This is a genomic window from Micromonospora ureilytica, assembly GCF_015751765.1.
GTDB lineage: Bacteria > Actinomycetota > Actinomycetes > Mycobacteriales > Micromonosporaceae > Micromonospora > Micromonospora ureilytica.
This window is the reverse complement of sequence record NZ_JADOTX010000001.1, coordinates 2,153,746-2,172,424: the sequence shown is the minus strand read 5'-3', so window position 1 is coordinate 2,172,424 and position 18,679 is coordinate 2,153,746. Positions and strand designations below refer to the sequence as shown.

The 18,679-nt window shown below is 71.4% G+C and carries 22 protein-coding genes and 1 pseudogene; 10 read left to right on the top strand and 13 right to left on the bottom strand.

Features of this window, described 5'->3' with window-relative positions:
* Positions 1 to 58: 58 nt before the first annotated feature.
* A complete protein-coding gene (locus IW248_RS09595) occupies positions 59 to 1,195 on the bottom strand; it encodes a low temperature requirement protein A (RefSeq protein WP_196926663.1) in 1,137 nt (378 codons plus the stop codon).
* A gap of 52 nt (positions 1,196 to 1,247) precedes the next feature.
* The gene (locus IW248_RS09590; RefSeq protein WP_196926662.1) at positions 1,248 to 1,706 is read right to left on the bottom strand and encodes an Rv0361 family membrane protein; all 459 of its coding nucleotides are present in this window, start codon (positions 1,704 to 1,706) and stop codon (positions 1,248 to 1,250) included.
* A 146-nt stretch (positions 1,707 to 1,852) separates the two neighbouring features.
* Here IW248_RS09590 and IW248_RS09585 point away from each other — a divergent pair, with 146 nt between their 5' ends.
* From IW248_RS09585 to IW248_RS09575, 3 genes are all read left to right on the top strand, one after another.
* Positions 1,853 to 3,556, top strand: coding sequence for an acyl-CoA dehydrogenase family protein (locus tag IW248_RS09585; RefSeq protein ID WP_196926661.1), 1,704 nt, complete (start codon positions 1,853 to 1,855; stop codon positions 3,554 to 3,556).
* A 30-nt stretch (positions 3,557 to 3,586) separates the two neighbouring features.
* Positions 3,587 to 4,750 carry an outer membrane protein assembly factor BamB family protein gene (locus IW248_RS09580; protein ID WP_196926660.1) on the top strand — a complete coding sequence of 388 codons (1,164 nt, stop codon included), beginning with the start codon at positions 3,587 to 3,589 and terminating at the stop codon, positions 4,748 to 4,750.
* 68 nt (positions 4,751 to 4,818) lie between these two features.
* Positions 4,819 to 5,190: a VOC family protein gene (locus IW248_RS09575; protein ID WP_196926659.1), complete on the top strand. Its 372-nt coding sequence runs from the start codon at positions 4,819 to 4,821 to the stop codon at positions 5,188 to 5,190.
* A 43-nt stretch (positions 5,191 to 5,233) separates the two neighbouring features.
* On the opposite strand, the gene IW248_RS09570 is transcribed toward IW248_RS09575, so the two are convergent.
* The 8 genes from IW248_RS09570 to IW248_RS09535 all read right to left on the bottom strand — a co-directional run bounded on the left by IW248_RS09570 (position 5,234) and on the right by IW248_RS09535 (position 10,556).
* Entirely contained in the window at positions 5,234 to 6,232 is a 999-nt protein-coding gene (locus IW248_RS09570) for a tyrosine-type recombinase/integrase (RefSeq protein WP_196926658.1), read from the bottom strand.
* A gap of 71 nt (positions 6,233 to 6,303) precedes the next feature.
* Positions 6,304 to 6,798 (bottom strand): GNAT family N-acetyltransferase, encoded by a 495-nt coding sequence (locus IW248_RS09565; RefSeq protein ID WP_307787883.1) that lies wholly within the window; start codon positions 6,796 to 6,798, stop codon positions 6,304 to 6,306.
* A gap of 240 nt (positions 6,799 to 7,038) precedes the next feature.
* The gene (locus IW248_RS09560) at positions 7,039 to 7,452 is read right to left on the bottom strand and encodes a DUF6069 family protein (protein ID WP_196926657.1); all 414 of its coding nucleotides are present in this window, start codon (positions 7,450 to 7,452) and stop codon (positions 7,039 to 7,041) included.
* 76 nt (positions 7,453 to 7,528) lie between these two features.
* Entirely contained in the window at positions 7,529 to 8,005 is a 477-nt protein-coding gene (locus tag IW248_RS09555; protein WP_196926656.1) for a MarR family winged helix-turn-helix transcriptional regulator, read from the bottom strand.
* Positions 8,006 to 8,014: 9 nt separating this feature from the next.
* Positions 8,015 to 8,572: a DUF2087 domain-containing protein gene (locus tag IW248_RS09550; RefSeq protein ID WP_196926655.1), complete on the bottom strand. Its 558-nt coding sequence runs from the start codon at positions 8,570 to 8,572 to the stop codon at positions 8,015 to 8,017.
* Between the two features lie 53 nt (positions 8,573 to 8,625).
* Positions 8,626 to 9,369, bottom strand: a complete 744-nt coding sequence (locus IW248_RS09545; RefSeq protein ID WP_196926654.1) for a DUF8817 family protein — start codon at positions 9,367 to 9,369, stop codon at positions 8,626 to 8,628.
* A gap of 237 nt (positions 9,370 to 9,606) precedes the next feature.
* The gene (locus IW248_RS09540; protein ID WP_112679871.1) at positions 9,607 to 9,798 is read right to left on the bottom strand and encodes a DUF397 domain-containing protein; all 192 of its coding nucleotides are present in this window, start codon (positions 9,796 to 9,798) and stop codon (positions 9,607 to 9,609) included.
* On the bottom strand, positions 9,789 to 10,556 hold the full coding sequence (locus IW248_RS09535) for a DUF5753 domain-containing protein (RefSeq protein WP_196926653.1): 768 nt from the start codon (positions 10,554 to 10,556) through the stop codon (positions 9,789 to 9,791). Before IW248_RS09535 ends, IW248_RS09540 begins: the two co-directional genes overlap by 10 nt.
* Before the next feature lie 117 nt (positions 10,557 to 10,673).
* Here IW248_RS09535 and IW248_RS09530 point away from each other — a divergent pair, with 117 nt between their 5' ends.
* The 5 genes and pseudogenes from IW248_RS09530 to IW248_RS09510 form a co-directional block, all read left to right on the top strand.
* Positions 10,674 to 10,949 (top strand): flavin reductase, encoded by a 276-nt coding sequence (locus IW248_RS09530; protein ID WP_196926652.1) that lies wholly within the window; start codon positions 10,674 to 10,676, stop codon positions 10,947 to 10,949.
* Positions 10,950 to 10,996: 47 nt separating this feature from the next.
* Complete coding sequence (locus tag IW248_RS09525; RefSeq protein WP_196926651.1) at positions 10,997 to 11,188, top strand: hypothetical protein; 192 nt, start codon at positions 10,997 to 10,999, stop codon at positions 11,186 to 11,188.
* A gap of 73 nt (positions 11,189 to 11,261) precedes the next feature.
* The gene (locus IW248_RS09520) at positions 11,262 to 11,783 is read left to right on the top strand and encodes a SigE family RNA polymerase sigma factor (RefSeq protein ID WP_196926650.1); all 522 of its coding nucleotides are present in this window, start codon (positions 11,262 to 11,264) and stop codon (positions 11,781 to 11,783) included.
* A complete protein-coding gene (locus IW248_RS09515; protein WP_196926649.1) occupies positions 11,780 to 13,048 on the top strand; it encodes a hypothetical protein in 1,269 nt (422 codons plus the stop codon). The genes IW248_RS09520 and IW248_RS09515 overlap by 4 nt, the downstream gene beginning before the upstream one ends.
* A 101-nt stretch (positions 13,049 to 13,149) precedes the next feature.
* Positions 13,150 to 14,325, top strand: a pseudogene (locus IW248_RS09510) (MFS transporter); the annotation flags it as partial.
* On the opposite strand, the gene IW248_RS32995 reads toward IW248_RS09510, so the two are convergent.
* A complete protein-coding gene (locus IW248_RS32995) occupies positions 14,259 to 15,038 on the bottom strand; it encodes a Type 1 glutamine amidotransferase-like domain-containing protein (protein WP_231396249.1) in 780 nt (259 codons plus the stop codon). The pseudogene IW248_RS09510 and the gene IW248_RS32995 sit on opposite strands and share 67 nt — an antisense overlap.
* Positions 15,039 to 15,284: 246 nt before the next feature.
* Between IW248_RS32995 and IW248_RS33490 the strand changes: the two genes are divergently transcribed.
* On the top strand, positions 15,285 to 15,410 hold the full coding sequence (locus IW248_RS33490; protein WP_269155063.1) for a hypothetical protein: 126 nt from the start codon (positions 15,285 to 15,287) through the stop codon (positions 15,408 to 15,410).
* A gap of 37 nt (positions 15,411 to 15,447) precedes the next feature.
* On the opposite strand, the gene IW248_RS09500 is transcribed toward IW248_RS33490, so the two are convergent.
* A complete protein-coding gene (locus IW248_RS09500; protein WP_196926647.1) occupies positions 15,448 to 15,954 on the bottom strand; it encodes a DinB family protein in 507 nt (168 codons plus the stop codon).
* Positions 15,951 to 16,982: an aldo/keto reductase gene (locus tag IW248_RS09495; RefSeq protein WP_231396248.1), complete on the bottom strand. Its 1,032-nt coding sequence runs from the start codon at positions 16,980 to 16,982 to the stop codon at positions 15,951 to 15,953. The genes IW248_RS09500 and IW248_RS09495 overlap by 4 nt, the downstream gene beginning before the upstream one ends.
* A 122-nt stretch (positions 16,983 to 17,104) precedes the next feature.
* Here IW248_RS09495 and IW248_RS09490 point away from each other — a divergent pair, with 122 nt between their 5' ends.
* The gene (locus IW248_RS09490; RefSeq protein ID WP_196926646.1) at positions 17,105 to 18,658 is read left to right on the top strand and encodes an ArnT family glycosyltransferase; all 1,554 of its coding nucleotides are present in this window, start codon (positions 17,105 to 17,107) and stop codon (positions 18,656 to 18,658) included.
* The last annotated feature ends 21 nt before the right edge of the window (positions 18,659 to 18,679 follow it).

The window sequence follows — 18,679 nt, the reverse complement described above, 5'->3', positions numbered from 1 at the left end:
ATCCGCCGGCCCACCTACTGTGCCGTTGTCCTAGAACCGACCCGACGCGGCCGGATGGTCAGGACTGTTGCCGTGCGGCGGCTCGCACCCGGAACCGGTCGGTCAGGATCACGGCGACCGTCACCGCCAACGCCACCGCGGCGCACACCGCGACGGGTGCCCCCAGCCACACACCGACCGGCATCAACGCCAACAGGACCACCACCGCCGTGACCCGGCTGGTCGGCAGGGTCCGCCACAGCAGCGCCTTGTAGGCGGCGTGCCCGGCCAGGAAGAGGGCGGGACCACCGAGGGTGAGCAGCACGTCGACAGTGGTGGCCGGTCCGCCGGGCTCCCGCAGCAACCGCTCGTCGGCCGCCGACGTGACGACGACCCCGGCGACGATCACCGGGTGCAGGAAGTTGAAAGCGACTCTGCTCAACGCGCCGGTGCGCTCTCCGGCATGGGCGATGACCTCCGTGGCGGCCGGAGCCGAGCGGGCGAAGTACACCCACCACAGCGCCACCGAACCGCCGAACGCCAGCAGGAACGCCCCGGTCGTCACCAGGTCCACGTGCGACGTGAGGGTGCTGCCGGTGACCAGGATCGACTCCCCCAGCGCGATCAGGACGAACGCCGCGCACCGTTCGGCCAGGTGCCCACCCTCCACCATCCACCGTTCGGGTCGGCTGCGTCCCCGCCCCGGCAGCGGATAGCCGATCGAGAGCCCGACCACCTCGATCACGATCACCGCCGCCCACACCGCGTCCCGGGCGGCACCGCCGACCAGGCCACCGAGGACCACGAGCACCGACGTCCCGGCGATCCACGGCAGCGACTGCTGAAATCCGGCCACCAGCCACGGGCTGCCCTGCACCGCCCACAACGCGAACAGGGTGCGGCCCACCTGCACGACCACGTAGACCAACGCGAAGAGCAGGCCGGTCGAGCCGAACGCCTCCGGAATCGCCGCCGACAACAGCAGGCTGCCCAGCCCCACCCCGATCAGCATCGTCCGTACCGGCCCCTGGTCCGGATTCAGCCAGTTGGTCAGCCAGGTGGTGTAAACCCAGACGAGCCACACCAGCGCCAGCAACAGGCCGGTACGCCCGGCGCCCCGCCAGTCCAGGTGCGCCAGCAGGTAGTGCGACAACTGGGTGATGGTGAAGATGAAGACCAGGTCGAAGAAGAGCTCCGTGGAGGTGGTCGGCTGCACCCCCTCGCGTGGTCGCAGCAGCTGTGGGCGTGTCGGAGCGGCGACCGGGGGCCTAGAAGGGGTCACCGCACACCCGCCAGTTCCCGTCCTCGCGGACCACCGGCAGACGACGTTCCTCACTGATCCCGCCGTCGCGGGTCACCTTCACGGTCACCGTGCCGTGCGGTCGTCCGCTGCGGGTGGCGACCGACACGTCGGTGATCTCGTAGTCGGTGACCATCGGCGGCGTCCGCACCCAACTGGTGAAGCCGATCGCGCTCCACCGGCTGCGGGCGTCCTCGCAGAGCCGCTCGTACGCCCGGTCGCTGTCGCCGAGGGCCACCTCGCTGAGGAAACCGTCGGCGGTCTCCCGGATCGGGCCGGCGGCCTGCCGGACGGTCTGCAGGTTCCAGGCGCCCAACCCGGCCACCCCGACGCAGCACAGCGCCACGCCGAACCCGGCGAACGCCAACCCGGTGCGCATCGGGCGGTGACGCCGGGCCGGTCTGCTCCACGGCTGGCCCGCACCCACGACTACCGACCGTAGAGAACCCGCTCACGCCGACGGGCGACAAGCCGGAAACTGGGTGCGCCCGATGGGCGGGTGTGCCCTGTTCGCGGCGGCTCCGCATCGTCTACCGTCGGCGCACATCCCCGAGCAGTGCCAGGAGCCGATCGATGAGCCGCTTCGTGCAGCCGGTACCACCCCCCGTCGACCCGTACGCCGGCGATGGAATGCTGCGGTCCTGGCTGGAGCGTCACCTCGGCCCGGGCGGGCACGCCGCCGCGAAGAGCCGCCTGGCCGACCTGGCCGCCGACGTCACCGGGCCGCTGCGCGCGGCGCACGCCGACGCGGAGGCGCACCCGCCGACGCTGGTCCGCTACGACGCGTGGGGCGCCCGGATCGACCGCATCGACACCTCCGCCGGGTGGCAGGCGCAGCGTGCCGCCGCCGCCCGACACGCCGTGGTGGCGCTGCCCTACCTGCCGGACGCCCGGGGCACCTGGGGTGCCGCCGCGCGGGTCGTGCAACACGCCCTGCTGCACCTGTACGGGCCGGAGTCGGCGACCTTCTCCTGCCCGGTGGCGATGGCCGACGGGGCGGCGGCGCTGCTCAGCATGCCCGACGTCGACGCCACGGTCCGCGACGCGTGGCTGCCCCGGCTGATCTCCACGGACCCGGCCACGGCGATCACGAGCGGGCAGTGGATGACCGAGTCGCAGGGCGGCTCCGACCTGGGCCGCTCCAGCACGATCGGTCGACCCGCGGCGGACGGTTCGTGGCGGCTGACCGGGGAGAAGTGGTTCTGCTCCGCCGCCGACGCGGCGATGGCGGTGGCGTTGGCCCGACCGGAGGGCGCCGGGCGGGGCAGCCGGGTGCTCGCCCCGTTCCTCGTTCCCCGGTACGCGGTCGACTCACCGCTGGCCGACGGCCCGGCGCCGGGCGCACCCGCACCGGGTGTCACAGTGCACCGCCTCAAGGACAAACTCGGCACCCGGGCGCTGCCCACCGCCGAGATCGGCCTGCGTGACGCGTACGCCCTGCCGCTGGGTGACCCGGCGGTGCCCGGTCTGGTCCGGGCGATGACCCTGGTCGTGGTGACCCGGGTGCACAACGCGGCGGCGGCGGCCGGCGGGATGCGACGGGGTCTCGCCTACGCCCGCGCGTACGCCGACGTGCGGCACGTCGCCGGCGGCCCGCTGGCGTCCTCGCCCCTGCACCGGGCCACCCTGGGCACCCTCGCGGTCGACGCGGCGGGCGCGTTCGCCCTCGCCGGTCACGCGTTCGCCCTACTCGGTCGGGTCGAGGTCGGCGCCGACCCGGAGGCGGCGGCGGAGCTACGCATCGTGGCGCCGTTGGCGAAGCTGGCCACCGGCCGGCTCGCCGTCAGTTCCGCCAGCGAGTACGTGGAGAGCTTCGGCGGGGCCGGCTACGTGGAGGACACCGGCGTGCCCCGCCTGCTGCGCGACGCGCAGGTGCTGCCGATCTGGGAGGGCACCACGAACGTACTGGCCCTGGACGTGCTGCGTGCGCTGGCCCGGGAGGACGCCGGGGCGCCGCTGCTGAGCCGGCTCGCCGCCGCCGTCGACCTCGCTCGGCCGCTGTCGCCGGTGCTGGCCGACACACTGGCCACCGCCGCGGCGCAGTTGGAGGAGACCATCACGGCGGTGACCGTCGACCCGGGTGCGTCGACGGTGCTCGCGGGCGCCCGTGGTCTGGCGTTGCGTCTGGCGTACGCCCTGACCACCGCGTTGCTCGTCGAGCACGCCGCGTGGGGTGACGAGCAGGCGGAGTTGGCGGCCCGGCTGTGGGCGCGCCGCTGGCTGCGGCACGAGGAGATCGCCGAGGACGCCCACCACCACCTGGAACTGCTCTGCTGAAACGGCCGGCGCGAGCGGACGGGTGGGCGGATGTCGGTGCTGATCGAGCTGGGTGACGACCGGGGCACGCCCCTGGACGAGCACCGGCCACCGTTGCGGCTGTCCCGCCGGTGGCGGGTGGCGGTGCTGGCGGCGGTCTGTGCGCTGCTCGGCGGTGCCGCCCCGGCCGCGAGGCTGACGCCCCAGGTCGCGCTGGCGGTGCCCGCCCGGGCAACAGTGCTCGGCGCGGGGCCGCTGCTGCTGGTCGTCGACCCGGACTCGAACCCGCCGACGTTGAGCGCCTACGACGCGGCCGTGCCGGACGGCCCGCCGCGGTGGCGGGTCACCGTGCCACCCGCCGCCGGATGGTTCGCCGAGGTCGCCGGTGACCTGCTGCTGCTTGTCGAACGCGACCAGGCGCGCGGGGCACGGGCGACCACCGCACGGTCGATGCGTACCGGCCAGCCGCTGTGGCGGCGACCCGAGCGGGTGTACGCGGTCGGGGACGCGGCGGTCGCGGTGAGCGAGGTGCGCAGCGCCTCCGAACCGGGACGGCGGGTCGAGGGCAGCGTGCACTTTGTCGAGCCGGCGACCGGCGCGACCCGATGGTCGGTCCCGGTGCCCTCCACGGCGGTGTTCCGGGCACTGCCGGGGCAGTTGCTGCTGGTGCAGGACAACGGACTGGCCCGGCTGCTCGACGCCCGTGACGGCACCGAGCGCGGGCGGGGACGCCTTCCGCCGGCGAACTATGGCCCGGACAATCCGCAGGTCGTCGGCGATCACCTGGTGCTGCGCCATCCGAGCGGCGGCGCGGTGGCGCTGACCGGGTACGACCTACCGGGGCTGGTACCGCAGTGGCAGGCGCCGGCGGAGCCGGGTGAGCTGACCCTGCGGCCCTGCCAGGGCCTGATCTGCGGGCAGGACGAGCAGGGACGCTGGGCGATCGACGCGGGCACCGGGACGCGGGTGTGGACGTGGCCGGCCGGGGCGCGCTGGCGCACGGTGGCGGGCCCCCGGGTGCCGGCGGAGCCCCTGGTGATCCTGGGGATGGCGGCGGACGGCAGGCGCTCCCTGGTCGCCACGCTGGGACGCGACGGTCATCGGGTGTCCACGGTGCTGCCGGCGGGTCTGACCGACTGCCGACGGGTCGGCACCGGCCTGATCTGCCGTGACGGCACGGCCCGCATGACCTTCTGGCCCCTCGACGTCCCCTGATCCCGACACTCGGGCACGGCGAGCGTCGGGGGGCCGTAGTTGTCGGGCCCCGTCGGCATACTGCCGGGATGACAGCTTCTGCCGACCTCGCGATGGTCAACCTCGACAGTTCCGACCCCGCCGGCCACGCCGCGTTCTACCACGAGGCGCTGGGCTGGGAGGTCACCCACAGCCAACCGGAGTACGCGATGATCAAATCCGGTGGCGTCTCCATCGGCTTCGGCCTGGTCGAGGGTTACCAGCCGCCCTCCTGGCCGGATGAGACCGGCGACAAGCGCTACCACCTCGATCTTTACGTCGACGACCTGGCGGCGGCGGAGGAGACGTTCGTCGCCGCGGGCGCGTCAAAGCCGGCCTTCCAGCCTGGCGGTGAGCGGTGGGTGGTGCTTCTCGACCCGATCGGGCAGCCGTTCTGCATCTGCCCCCGCCCACAGGGCTGACGCCGCAGGCGCCGCTCAGCCGTGGCAGCGCAACAGGTGCCGCTCAGCCGCGCCGCCGCGACCGCGCCGCCCACACCGCGTAGGCCGGGTCGCGGTCGAGGTTGTGCCGGTCCCGGTCGTAGCGGCGGGTGGTGCGCGGGTCGGCGTGCCCCATGGCGTCCTGCACGTCCTCCAACGGCACGCCCTCCGAGCGGGCGGTGGTGGCGAAAGCGTGCCGCAGCGAGTGCGGGGACAGCTTCGCCCAGGCGGGGATGCCCGCGGCGCGGGCGAGCCGCCGGACCATCCGGAACACCGAGTGCCGGTCCAGCCGGGCACCGCTGGCGGTGACCAGCAGCGGGCCGGTGAGTTGCGGCACCGGCACGCCGGTGGTGGCGGCCCGTTGGGCAAGGTAGGCGTCCAGGGCGTGCCCGGTGCCGGGGGTGAGGGCGCGGCGACGTTGTTTGCCGCCCTTGCCGATGAAGCGCACGCTGCGGTGGCCGCGTTCGGTGCCGAGGTCGGTCAGGTCCAGCGAGATCAGCTCGCCGACCCGCAGACCCAGGTCGGCGAGGAGCGCGAGCGCCGCCCGGTTGCGTACGGCGGTCGCGCCGGTGTCCGCGTCGGCGGCGGCGAGTAGGGCGTCCACCTCCTCGGGGGTGAGCCCGACGGTGGCGGAGTGGTCCCGGTCGACGCGGGGGCGGTCGGCGCCGGAGACCGGGTTGGCCGGCACGGCGCCCAGCTTGACGAGGAAGTCGTACCAACTGGACAGCGCCGAGAGTCGACGCGCGACGGTCGCCGGGGTCAGTGGGCGGCCACTGCGGGCGCCGACGCTGCTCTCCAGCGCGCGGGCGTACTCGTTGACGTGCAGGAACGTGGCCCGCAGCGGGTCCAGGTCGCGGCCGGCGCACCAGCGCAGCCAGCCGGTGACGTCCCGCCGGTAGGCGTCGCGGGTGTGCTCGGACAGGCGCCGGTTGCGCAGCCACGCCTCGGTGACCTCGACCGGCCCGCTCGGCAGCGCCGGTGGCGCGGGCGGACGGGCGAGCACCGGAGCGTCGGGGAACACCATGTGAAAAAGGCTCTCAGTCTCGGGTGGGATCGGCGTGCAGGCGCGCCGGTCCCACCCGACACCGCGGCGGATCAGGGCAGCCGCTTTTCAAACCAGTGCTCGGCGTAGGGGCCCCGCGAGTACGCCGGGATCTCGGCGTAGCCGTGCCGGGCGTACAGGGCGCGGGCCTCGACCAGGTCGTGCCGGGTGTCGAGCCGGATCCGGTCCGCCCCGGCCCCGCGGGCGTACTCCTCGACGGCGGCCAGCAGCGCCGCGCCCCCACCGGCGCCGCGATGCTCGGAGCGGATGAACACCCGGGTCAGCTCGGCCCAGCCCAGTTGCCAGCGCAGCCCTGCGCAGCCGGCCAGGTCGGTGCCGTGGTGCGCGAGCAGGAGGAGCCCGCTCGGCGCGGCCAGGTCGTCGCTGGGCAGCTCGGCCAGGGCCGCGTCGACCTCGCCGGGCAGGGCCGGGCGACGGTGATAGCGAACCACCATCTCGGTCATGTACTCGCGCAGCAGCAGCACCGCGTCGGGGTGATCGGGCCGGCTGGCGCTGGTCGTCCAGGTTGGTCGGGCGGTGATGGTCACCTGTTGATCATCACCGCCCGGTCAACGGCATTACTCAAGGTCTGACCGGGCCAAAGGCCCGCCGACGGGGAGACCTCCCGCGTCACCTGTGGAGCTGATGCCGCAAATGAATCAGTCCTGCCGGTGAAACCCCTGCCAGCAACCCGTGCCGGCTGCGGCCCTCGAAAGCAGTCTCGCCGACGATCTTGGAAGGAGATTGCCCCTTCGAGGTGCGCGCGGGTGATTCCAGAGTGCGGTTGGTTACCGGCGGGGGCGGGGCAGCAGCGCGATCAAGGCGACCGCCACGGCCACGTGCGTCGCGCCGAGGACAAGCTTGGCGCCGCCGGTGGCCTCGACGCTGAGCAGCGGGACGAAGGACAGCACCGTCACGACGATGGCGACCGAGATCCAGACCGGTCGTGCGACCCGGGTGGCGAACCGCTCCAGGAGCGCCAGCGCCGCCCAGCCGAGCAGGGCGGCCCCCAGGGCGACAGTGACGATCGCGCCGGCACCGATGACCGTGGCGGGCTGGCCGGGGCTCTCGACGGTGTAGTCGACTCCGGCCACCGCGCCGATCGCCCAGATGACCAGGCAGGCCACGACGGCGGCGGCGACACCGAGGGCGCGACGGCGCAGTGGTGAGGGGGCGGGGGTCGTGACGGTGGCAGCGCTCATGACGGCTCCTCGTTCAGGGGAAACGAACGAGTACGACCGTAACAGATAGTCTTGTTCGGAACTATCTCTCTCGGAACTAACAGCCGGAGCGGGCCCCCGGCGCGTACGGGGAGGTGTTTGCCAGTGGTCCGCTCACCAGTGCCAGAAGCGCCCGCAGGAACACCTCCCGGTCCTGCTCGGGCAGGGTCGCGAGCAGGTCGTCCTGGATGCGCTGAACCACCTGTTGCGCTTGCCGCAGCACCTGCTCCCCCGCCGGAGTCACAGCGACCAGCCGGGCACGTCGGTCCGTCGGCACCGGACGGCGCTCGGCCAGCCCGGCCCGCTCCAACTGGTCGAGTGTCACGACCATCGTGGTCTTGTCCACACCGCACCGCTCGCCGATCTCCCGCTGGGTCAGATCACCGGTGCGGGCCTGCGCCAGCACGTAGTGCGCCCTCGGTGAGATGCCCAGCTCGGCCAGCCCTGCGGCGTGCTCGGTCTGCAACGCGTGGCTCGCCCAGGAGAGCAGGAACAACAGGTCCGGCGGGCCGTCGGAGGGCGTGCAGGAGGTCATGCGCCGAGGCTAGCAAGATCCTCCGCGACGGGACGATTCGCGCGGCGAACGATCAGGGCGCTGGTAGACGCCGTGCTCACGGGTGAGCAACTGCTCGTCGATCAGGTACCGGCGCAGCGTCGCGTGATCCGACCCTCCTGCGGCGCACCACGGCTTGAGCGCGTCGTCGACGGCCCGCTCCGGATAGCGGGTGCCCGGCTCGAACGACTGCTCGGCGATGTGCGCCAGCAGGACCCGCCGTCGGCCTCGCTGCGCCGGCAGGCCCACCAGGACGTCGCCCCGCAGGAAGGTCCGCAGCACCGGGTCGTCGGCCGGGTCGGCGTCGTCGGCCGGGCGGCTGTCGCGCGCGGCCACCCGCAGCGACACGTCGTCGGCCGCGAGCGCGCCGTCCGCGCCGGTCACGAGGCCCGCATCGGTGAGCCGGCGGACCCCGGTGAACACCACCCGCGCCGGCAGGCCGGCCCGCGCGGCGACCTCGCTCGCGCTTGTCGCACCCAGCACGATCGCCGCGAAGATCCGTCGCCGTCCGTCGTCGGCCAGGGCTCCGGCCAGCGCATGCACAGTCACGCCGGTCACCCTTCCATCAGGGGTACGCGGGCCGCCAGGCGTTTTCGGCCCGCTCAGGGCGCGGTGTCGGCTGAATGCGGCGCCGAGGACAGCGCTGCCGCAAGGTCGGTAGCGGCCTCATACGCGGCAGCGGCCCGGGTCGCGTCGTCCACGCTCAAAGCGACACGGTCAAGACGGGCCAGCATCTCGACCGCCGTGGCCGGATCGTTCAGGACCATCGCCACCTCGGCGCGGTAGACGAGCACCTCCACCAACGCGACCGGGTCGTCATCTGCCTCGGGGTGGGCCAACGCGCTGTCAAGAATCCGAGCGGCCTGCCGGGCGTCCCCTCTGGAGTCGGACTGCACGACGGCGTTCGCCATCGCCTTGCCCAGCCGCCCAGTCGGCGCCGACGCGGGGGTGGCCGGGGCGTTCTGGAAGACGCGGATCCAGTTGCCGCCTGGATCGATGAGGCTGAAGCCGCTCAGCCCGTCGGCGTTCTTCCGCGCCCGGGGCCTGGTCATCCGTGGCGTCCCGGAGACCAACACCTTGCCGTACGCGGCGCGCATTCCCGCCGCGAAAGCCCGGTACAGCTGCCCCGTGTCCGAGGTCAGCACGAGACACGAACCGTAGGACTGCGCGGGATCGAACCCCGCGATCTCGAAGAACTGCAGGTTTAGATCCTCACGTTGCAATCCGACGCAGGGGTAGGGCTTGCGCTGCTGGTAAGTGGTGTGGAAACCGAGCACCTCGTAGAAGGCGACGATGTCGTCGATAGACGCGCAGGGCAGCAGAGGAATGGTTATCTCGTTGGTCACCCGTACTTCGTAGCCGTAATGACTGGGCACGCGCCCATGGAAGTGGCCGATCGTCAGCCACAGACGACTGAACGGTCGATGCAGCGCTGGTTCACCAGCGACCCGCTACGGCGGACCTGACGAAGGTCGGGGTGGTGGCTGACGTTCGGGCTCTCTTTGAAGGGTGGTGGGATTCCTACCCGGTCCACGCGAAAGGCTCCCGGCCGGTGCCGGGAGCCTTTCGGACTAAGTGGTCGGTCAGCCGGCGTCGCGGGCCATCGCGACGAAGCCCCGCCACGACTGTGGGCTGAACGTCAGCGTGCCGCCGTCGCGGTCCTTCGTGTCGCGAACCAGGACCACGCCCGGAAGGTTGTCGGCAACCTCGACGCAGTCACCACCGTTGCCGCCGCTCTTCGTGCTCTTCCGCCACCGCGCACCGGTCATGTCCATGATGCTGCCGCTTCTCTGAGAAGTTCCAACGAACGCCCTCGGGGCAGGGCCTCGCCGCGAATACGCTCCCACCGTCGCTCCAGGCTAACAAGATCCGACGTTTGATCGAGGATCTGCGCCTGTGCCGCGCTGTCGACGTGCGCGACCCTCGACCCGTCCGGCATGTCGGCGATGGTGAACGGGCCGTCGAGCCCGGGGTAGCTGGGCGCATCCGCCGGGACGATGTGCAGCTGCACGGTGCCCGTCTCGGCGTGCCCGAGCAGGCGGGCGAGTTGCACCGCCATCAACGCGCGGTCGTCGCCGACGCGTCGCCGCAACACTCCCTCGTCGAGCACGGCGATCAGCAGTGGTCCGCCGCTGTGACCGAGAATCGCCTGCCGGCTGATCCGTGCCTCGGCGAACTCGGCGACCGCCTCCGGTGTCAGCACCCCACCGGCCAGGGTCGCCCGCGCGTACGCCTCGGTCTGCAGCAGTCCAGGCACCCACGCGAGTTGGAACGACCGCAGCGTCACGGCCTCACGTTCGAGGTCGACCCACGGCCGGAACCACACCGGCTCACGGCGACGGACCACGTCCGGCCACAGCGCGTCGGCGTCCTTCGCCAACAGCCCGGCCACCGTCGCACGGTGTCGGCTCTGGGGAATGTGCCCCGGGTTCGCCCACCTGGCGACGGTCTTCGGATGCACGCCGAGCCGACCCGCGAGGCTCTCGGCGGTGTGGCCCGCCGCGGCCATCGCCGCGACAAATGCGTGGTTCATGCCGTCCCTCCCCTGGAACAAATCCGCTGCTCTGAAGAGATTAGTTAACGCTGTGTGTTTGTCCAGCAACCCCGGCAAAGTGCGGTGTAGACGGTGCTGCGACGAGGAGGAGAAGCTGTGCAGAACGAGGTATGGAGCGGCGATCTCAGGGCCGAGCGTCCGAAGCACTCCCCGTTGCGGCCGTCGTGGCGCTGCCCGGTCTGCGGCATCCTGTGGCCGTGCTCGGCGGCGAAACTACGCCTCCTCGGCCAGTACCGTGAGGATCGGCCGGGCCTGTTGATCCACCTGGCAAAGGTCCAGGAGGAAGCCGCCGCCGATCTCACCAAGCTCAACCCGGGCATCGCGTTGCCCGACCTGACCCCGCGTTTCGTCGGCTGGGCGGAAAGCCGCTGAGGCTGCGACTGGAGTTGGACTACCTGGCCGACGGACGACGCCAGACAATGGTGATTTCGGCACCCGGCGACAACCCGTTCGAGGTGACCGGACGCGCGGACGACGCGGCCCACACCTGGTCCTACCTCAACTCGGTGAACGACTGTCGGGCCAAGGACGGCACCAAGACCGAACGGCTGCGCATCACCGGCGCCGAGTACGCGCAGATGGTGCGCGACGGCCGTACCTGCCCCTACTGAAAGCAGTCATCCTGCCCGGTAAACCCCGCGAGCCGACGTGGTGTCTTGCTGGTTGACGAGGCCAGGAGGTCAGATGAGGGATTCGCGTGGAGCGGAGTTCGACGACTTCGTCCGCACACGGTCGGGGGTGCTGTTGCGCGTTGCCTTCCTGCTGACCGGGGACCGGCACGCTGCCGAGGACCTGCTTCAGGAGGTGCTGGAGCAGATGTATGTGCGCTGGCGTCGGGTGCAGAGCAGCCCGGAGGCGTACGCGCGACGTGCGCTGGTCAATCGGTCGATCAACCGGTGGCGCTGGCGTGCCCGGCGTCCGGAACAGTCGCTGGGCGACCACGACGGGGTTGCCCGGGACCACGCCGAGGCGGTGGCGGTTCGCGAGTTGGTCGTCGGGGCGCTGCGGGCGCTGCCGGCTCGGCAGCGGGCCGCTGTCGTGCTCCGTTACCTGGAGGACCTGCCGGTCGTCGACGTCGCGGCGGCGATGGGCTGCTCCGAGGGTGCGGTGAAGAGTCACGCCTCCCGTGGGTTGGCTCGGCTGCGAGAGGTACTGGCCGGATCGAGTCTCGTCATGCCCACCACTGGAACCGGGAGTTCGCGATGACCATGAACGACAGTGACGTGCGCGGCATCCTGCATCGCGCGACCGATGACCTGGTCAGCCCACCGGGCCTGCTCGCTGAGGTGCGTCGGGGCGGGCGGCGTCGGGTGGTGCGCCGACGGGCCGTGTTGGCGGCGGTCTGCGCGGCCGTGGTGGCGGTGCCCGTGGCCGGCGTCCTCGACCTGCCCGGCAACGCCGGAGATCCACAGATCGCTTCACCGCTGCTGGACGAGCCCACTCGCGGTGATCTGGCCGCCGACGAAGGGTACCTGCGGCAGGTCCGCGCGGCGTGGCAGCGCGGCACCGAGCAGGCCGATGATCGGCCGCGCGGCGAGCCGAACGTCGTGTGGGCAGGACGAACGCCTGCTGGGCCGGCCGCCTACGTCGCCCAACGTAGCGCGCACGGCATGACGATGGGGTTCGTCAAACCCACGGCCGACGGGCCGCGCGTCGGCACCCTGACGCAGGTCACCGATACCGGAACAGACGGCGTCGAGCAGGCGGTACTGCTGGGACCGCAGCGCGACGTGCTTCTTGTGCTCGACCCCGGGCAACCTGTGGAGTTCTCCCCGCAACTGCGCTATGCGCCCGATGGCAAGATCGAGCGGACCTTCGAGCCGGTGGCGTTCCGAGACGGTGCGGCGGTGTTGTCGGTGCCGCCACAGCGAACGAAGCTCACCATCGCGCTCTCCCGGACTCCCGTTGAACAGCGGAACGCGATGCCGATCGAGGGCACGAGCGAGGTCCTGTTCCCCGGCAACAAGGACCGACCTGCGCCGCCGTTGATTCGCCACACGTTGCCCGGCGCGGAACAGGTCTGGGGTATGGACCCGGCTGCCAAGGAAGTGATCGCGCCAACCGAAGCCCTCGCCGGATACCTCGACACCGCCGGAGCGCACACGCACGACGGCTCTCCCCGCCTGTGGGTCTACGGGGCAATCCCCGACGGCCGGCGGCTCCTCCTGGAAACTGTCCAGTACGACGACGAACCGTCCCGCGTCATCGCGCTAGTCGCCGGCAAATACCTTCCGTTCGAGGCGGTGGCGAGCACGACCGCGGACTGGTCGGCACCCCTGCCCGTGCGGCTACGACTGCCCGACAACCAGGGCGTTCTCGTCGCGGCTGAGGGGTCGGCGCTGAGCTATCGGGTCGGCGACGGCCAGTGGCAGGACGCCGGCCGCAACGCGGCGCTCCTGCCCGCGACCGCCACCGACGTACGGGTCACCGACGCCAACGGAACCCCCACCAACGTCTCGGTCGCTCCCTGAGTCAATTCCCTGGCAACCATAAATACCGCGCTCACCGACCCTCTGACGACTACCTTCACCCACAGGCTGGTCGGTGAACGGTGCCGTAATGGGAGATCCAGATGTCCGGCGCAGCGTCCGCCACGGCAGACGCTGCGCCGTTGCGTCCTACCCAGCTACTTCGCCGCAACAGGCCATTCCGAGCCCTCTTCTCGGCAAGGCTCGTCTCGTACGCGGGCGATTCACTCAGCCTTGTCGCGCTGATGTTCCACGTCGCCGAGACGACGGGTAAGGGGCTGGCAGTCGCGCTGCTGCTCCTTGTCGGAGATTTTGCTCCATCCCTGTTGGGTCCCTTCACCGGCGCCCTCGCTGATCGGCTCAATCTCCGGCGGTTGATGGTCGTCTGCGAACTCATCCAAGCGGCGGTCCTGCTGGTCATCGTGCTGACGATGCCTTCGCTGCCGGTGCTGCTGGCCCTCGTCGCGATTCGCGCCACCGCCTCGCAGCTTTTTCAACCGGCGTCTCGGGCGGCGGTGCCCGCACTTGTCGGCGACCGTGACCTGGAGACCGCCAACTCCACCCTCGGGTTCGGCTCGAACGGGGCAGAGGCGGTCGGCCCCCTCCTCGCCGCGGCCCTGTTCCCGTTGGTCGGACTGCGTGGTGTGCTGCTCGTCGACGCCGTGTCGTTCCTTGTCTCGGCCGTGCTGCTCGCGACGCTCCCCTCACTTCCGGCGGCAGCCGGCGACGGGCGCCAGCCGTCCCTGCTGCGACAGGCCAGAGCGGGCATCGGTTATCTGTTGAGTGTTCCGACGGTGCGGGTGATCTTCCTTGGCTTCACTGCGGTGGTCGCCTTCAACGGGGTCGACGACGTGGCGCTGGTGCTGCTGGCCCAAAAGACCTTTCACGTCGGTGACTCGGCGGTCGGGCTTCTGCTGGGGGCGGTCGGGGTCGGACTCGTGGCCGGTTACGCCATGTTGTCCAGGTGGGGCACCAGGGCGTCGATGCCGCTGCTGCTGATCGTGGGCTTCGCTGTCAGCAGTGTCGGCAACCTGCTGACCGGGTTCGCCTGGGCCGTCGCCGCCGCGATCGCCCTGCAGGCCGTCCGTGGGTTCGGGTTGGCGGCCATGGACGTCGCCTCCAGCACGCTGCTGCAACGTACGGTGCCGGCGGGCATGCTCGGCAGGGTCTTCGGAAATCTGTACGGTGCGATCGGGGTCGCCGCCGCGACGTCCTACCTGGCCGGTGGTGTCCTGCTGGACGCCACCTCCGCCCCGGTGACCCTGATAGTCGCGGGCGTCGGCGGCCTGGTGGCCACCGGCGTCGTCGCGCTGCGACTGCCGCGGACGATGCGCCGCGCCGACGCCAATGGCGCGACGCTATCCGCGCCGACCATCGAGTAGATCGGGTGCTCAGATCGCCCGGTGTAGGGCTGGCTCGGCTGAAGGGACGTCTCGGTCAGGGGCTGATCAGGTCGGGATGATTGAGGTGGGGGGGGTACAGCGTGAAATCCACCAGCCCGAGCGCCCCGGTCGGCGCCCTGCGCCATGTCGCTGCCGTCAGGGACGAATCCAATGTCGAATTCGGCGTCGCAGTTGTACGGGGTGACCGCGATGCTCCCGGCGCTGACCCCCACATAGACCGTCTCGCTCAGCGACGGAAGGAGGTCGGCCAGGCCCGACTGGCGCAGCCAGTAGGTCAGGTACAGCACGTCGCCGCCCCAGACGAGGAGGGCATCGGCCTCCCGGACCGCGGGGACCGAGTTCTCTTCTCGAATGGTCGGCAGCGCGGTGAGCTCCAACATCCCCAGGGATTTCCAACCGAGCTGGGTCAGCGGGATCGGAGCCTGGCCGTGGATCGCCTTCCACGCTCTCTCGCCTCCGCCGGGGAAGGGGTAGATGCCGGTGGGGATGAACAGCGCTGTGGACTCGGCGATCGGCTTGCCTAGCAGGTCGACGAGCGCGTCGGAGATGCTCGGGTTACTGAGGCCCGACGACGTGAGAAGGAACTTCATGGAATCCGCTCCTCTGAAGCCACCGCGCACGCCGATGCCGCCGCGGCCCTCGAAGCTGTTCGCGATCGAGCGGCCGCTGTTGGTGTCGCTGCCGGATGAGCCGTTCGAGACCGGCCCCCGCGCATTGGCCGCTACAGCCAGGTAACCGTCCCGACCAACCGCTACTCCGCGCAGATCTTGGACAGTTTCCGTTACGGCCTAACGGAAACTGTCCAAGATCTGGTGGTGCACTGCCCGACTGGCGAGATGCGCCACCTTCCCTCAGTCGGCGCGGTCCTCGCGCCACCCGAATCGCATCCCTACCTGGTGGTCAAGCAGGACAACAACGGCACCACCTTCGTGATCAGCAACGCAACGAAGCCACGGGGGTGACGAGCAGCGGCATCAACCCACTATCGGGCCGACGGCCTCACTCTCCGGTCGGGCCGTCCGCGAGTTCGGCGACCACGTCGAGGTGGCCCAGGTGGCGGGCGTACTCCTGCACCAGGTGTAACAGCACCCGCTCCAGCGACGCCGGGTCCGCGCCTCTCCACCGCGGGCCCGGCGCACCGATCTCGGCCAGGTCGTGTGCCGTCACCACGGCCGTGGTGTGCGCGCCCTGCGCTCGCAGCGCCGCCACCAGATCCGCGCGGGTCTCGTCGGGCGCGACGTACCAGCGGTCGTCGCGGCGGTCGCCCCACGGGTCGGCGACGTCCCGGCCCTGGAAACCCCAACCGATCCAGCGCAGCTCAACGTATTGCAGGTGTTTCAGCAGCTCCAGTGGGGTCCACCCGGTCGGCAGCCGGCTGCGCCGCAGCTCCGGCTCGTTCAGCGCCGACACCTTGTCGATCACGGAATCGCGGAAGTAGTCCAGGTAGCCCAGGAAGACCTCGCTGCGGCTGCCCGCCGGGTTGGTGGGCTCGGGGAACGACGTCATGACCCGGTCGGTAGGTCGCGGGCGCGCTGGCGTACACCCGCGCCGCCGTACGGGTAGTCGCCCACCAGCGGAGCGCTCACCTCGTCCAGCAGCCGCATCTGCTCGGCGTCGAGGACCAGGTCTGCGGCGGTCAGGTTGTCGTCGAGCTGCTCGGTGGTACGCGCGCCGAGGATCACCGAGGTGACCGCCGGTCGGGCCGCCAGCCAGGCCAGCGCCACCGCCGACATGGACGCGCCTTGTTCCCCGGCGATCTGGCGGACCGCGTCGAGCACCCGCCAGGTCCGCTCCTCGGCGTTGCGACCCGCGTACGCCTCGACGCCGCGTTGCGGGTTCTCGCCGAGCCGCGTCGCGCCGGTGGGCGTGCTGTCGCGCTGGTACTTGCCGGTCAGCCAACCGCCGCCCAGCGGTGACCACGGCAGGATGCCGATGCCCTCGTTCTCGCAGACCGGCACCAACTCGAACTCGATCTCCCGGGCCAGCAGGTTGTACTGCGGTTGCAGGGTCACGATCGGGGTGAGGTTGAGGTGCTGGGTGAGCAGGGCGGCCTTCTGCAACTGCCAGCCGGTGAAGTTGCTGACCCCCGCGTAGCGGATCTTGCCGGCGCTGACCGCGTCGTCGAAGAACCGCAGGGTCTCCGGCAGCGGGGTCAGCGGATCCCAGGCGTGCGCCTGGTACAGGTCGATGGCCTCGACGCCGAGCCGCCGCAGGCTGGCGTCCAGGGCGCGGGTGAGATGAACCCGGGACAGGCCGGCATCGTTCGCCCCCGGACCCATCGGGAACCGCCCCTTGGTGGCGATCACCAGGCGGTCACGCAGGTCGGGTCGGCTGCGCAGCCAGCGCCCGACGATGTCCTCCGAGACACCGGCGGAGTAGACGTCAGCGGTGTCGACGAACGTGCCGCCGGCCTCGACGAAGCGGTCCAGTTGGGCGAAGCTGCCAGCCTCGTCGGTCTCCGCGCCGAAGGTCATCGTGCCCAGACACAGGGTGGACACCACGGTGCCGGTGTTGCCCAGAGTGCGATAGCGCATATCGTCCTTTCGGTCCGAGTGACAAAGCTGATCTTCGCACCCGCCTCGGCCACCCGCATTCGGGACAGTGCCGAACGCCGCTGAGGCACCCACGCGGCGACGCCGCCGGTCATCATGAGCGGGTGAGCGAGCCCGCGATCGAGATCGACCGACCTCACCAGCCGACCCAGTCGCCGCCGTCGGGGCGGCCGCCGGAGCCTGGCGTTCGTGCCCGTGGCCCCTGGCTGGTGGCCGCCGCGACCACCGTGACGCTCCTGCTTCTCGCCGGCCGTTACGGCTATCACCGCGACGAGCTGTACTTCCTGCTCGCCGGCCGGCACCTCGACTGGGGCTACGTCGATCAGGGGCCACTGGTCCCGGCGCTGGCCCGGCTGCTCGACGCGATCGCGCCGGGCAACCTGGTGGTGCTGCGTACCCCGTCGGCGTTGCTGGCCGGCGGCGCGGTGCTGCTGGTCGCCGCCATCGCCCGCGAGTTGGGTGCCGGCCGGGGCGGGCAGCTCTTCGCGGCGGTGCTCGCCGCGCTCTCCGGCATCGTGCTCGCCAGTGGTCATCTGCTCAGCACCACCACTGTCGACCTGCTGGTCTGGTTGGTCGCGGCGTGGTGTGCGGTGCGGTTGCTGCGCACCGGTGACAGCCGCTGGGCGCTGGGGATCGGGCTGGCGCTCGGTGTGGGCATGCTCAGCAAGCTGCTGCCGGCGCTGCTGGCCGTGGGCCTGGTCGCCGGGGTGCTCATCGCCGGGCCGCGTCGGCTGCTGCGCGATCGGTGGGTGCTCGTCGCCGCCGGGATCCTCGTGCTACTGGCCGCGCCGAACCTGATCTGGCAGGCGACCAACGGTTTCCCGCAGCTCGGTGTTGCCGGGTCCATCTCCGGCGGCGACAGCTCCTACAGTGGTCGGTTCGAGGCGTTCGCCCTCCATTTCGTCATCATCAGCCCGTACGCCGTACCAATCTGGATCGCTGGCCTCGTCGCGCTGCTGCGCCGGCCGGCGTGGCGGGCCTACCGGGCGGTGGGCTGGGCGTGGCTTGTGGTTGTCGGCATCGTGCTGATCGCCGGCGGCAAGGGCTACTACGACGCGCCGCTGTTGCTGGTCCTCACCGCCGCCGGCGCGTTGGTCACCGTGGCGTGGGCCTCGCGCGGGTCGGCCTGGTGGCGTCGGGGGTTGCTCGCGTTGGGCGTGGTGCCGTTCCTGCTGCCCAACGTCGTGCTGCTGCTGCCGGTGCTACCGGCCGACCGGCTGCCCGGTTTCGTGGTCGACGTCAACTACGACGCCGGCGAGACGATCGGTTGGCCGGAGTTCACCGACTCACTCGCCGCCGTCCATCGCGGACTGCCACCGCAGGAGCGTTCGCGGGCGGTCGTCCTGACCGGCAACTACGGCGAGGCCGGTGCGGTGGCCCGCTACGGGCCGGCCCGTGGTCTGCCCCGGGCGTACTCCGGGCACAACAGCATGGTCGACTTCGGTCGGCCGCCCGCCGACGCGGACGTGGTCATCGCCGTCGGCTGGGAGCGCCCCGACCAGCTGAACACCTGGTTCGAGCAGTGCACGCTCGCCGGGCGGGTGGACCAGCGGGTCGAGGTGGAGAACGACGAGAACGGCGGCCCGATCCACGTGTGCCGGGGGCTGCGGCGTCCATGGGCGCAGATCTGGGACACCGAGGTACGCCACACCGGCTGACCGTGCCCGCCCAGGTCTGCC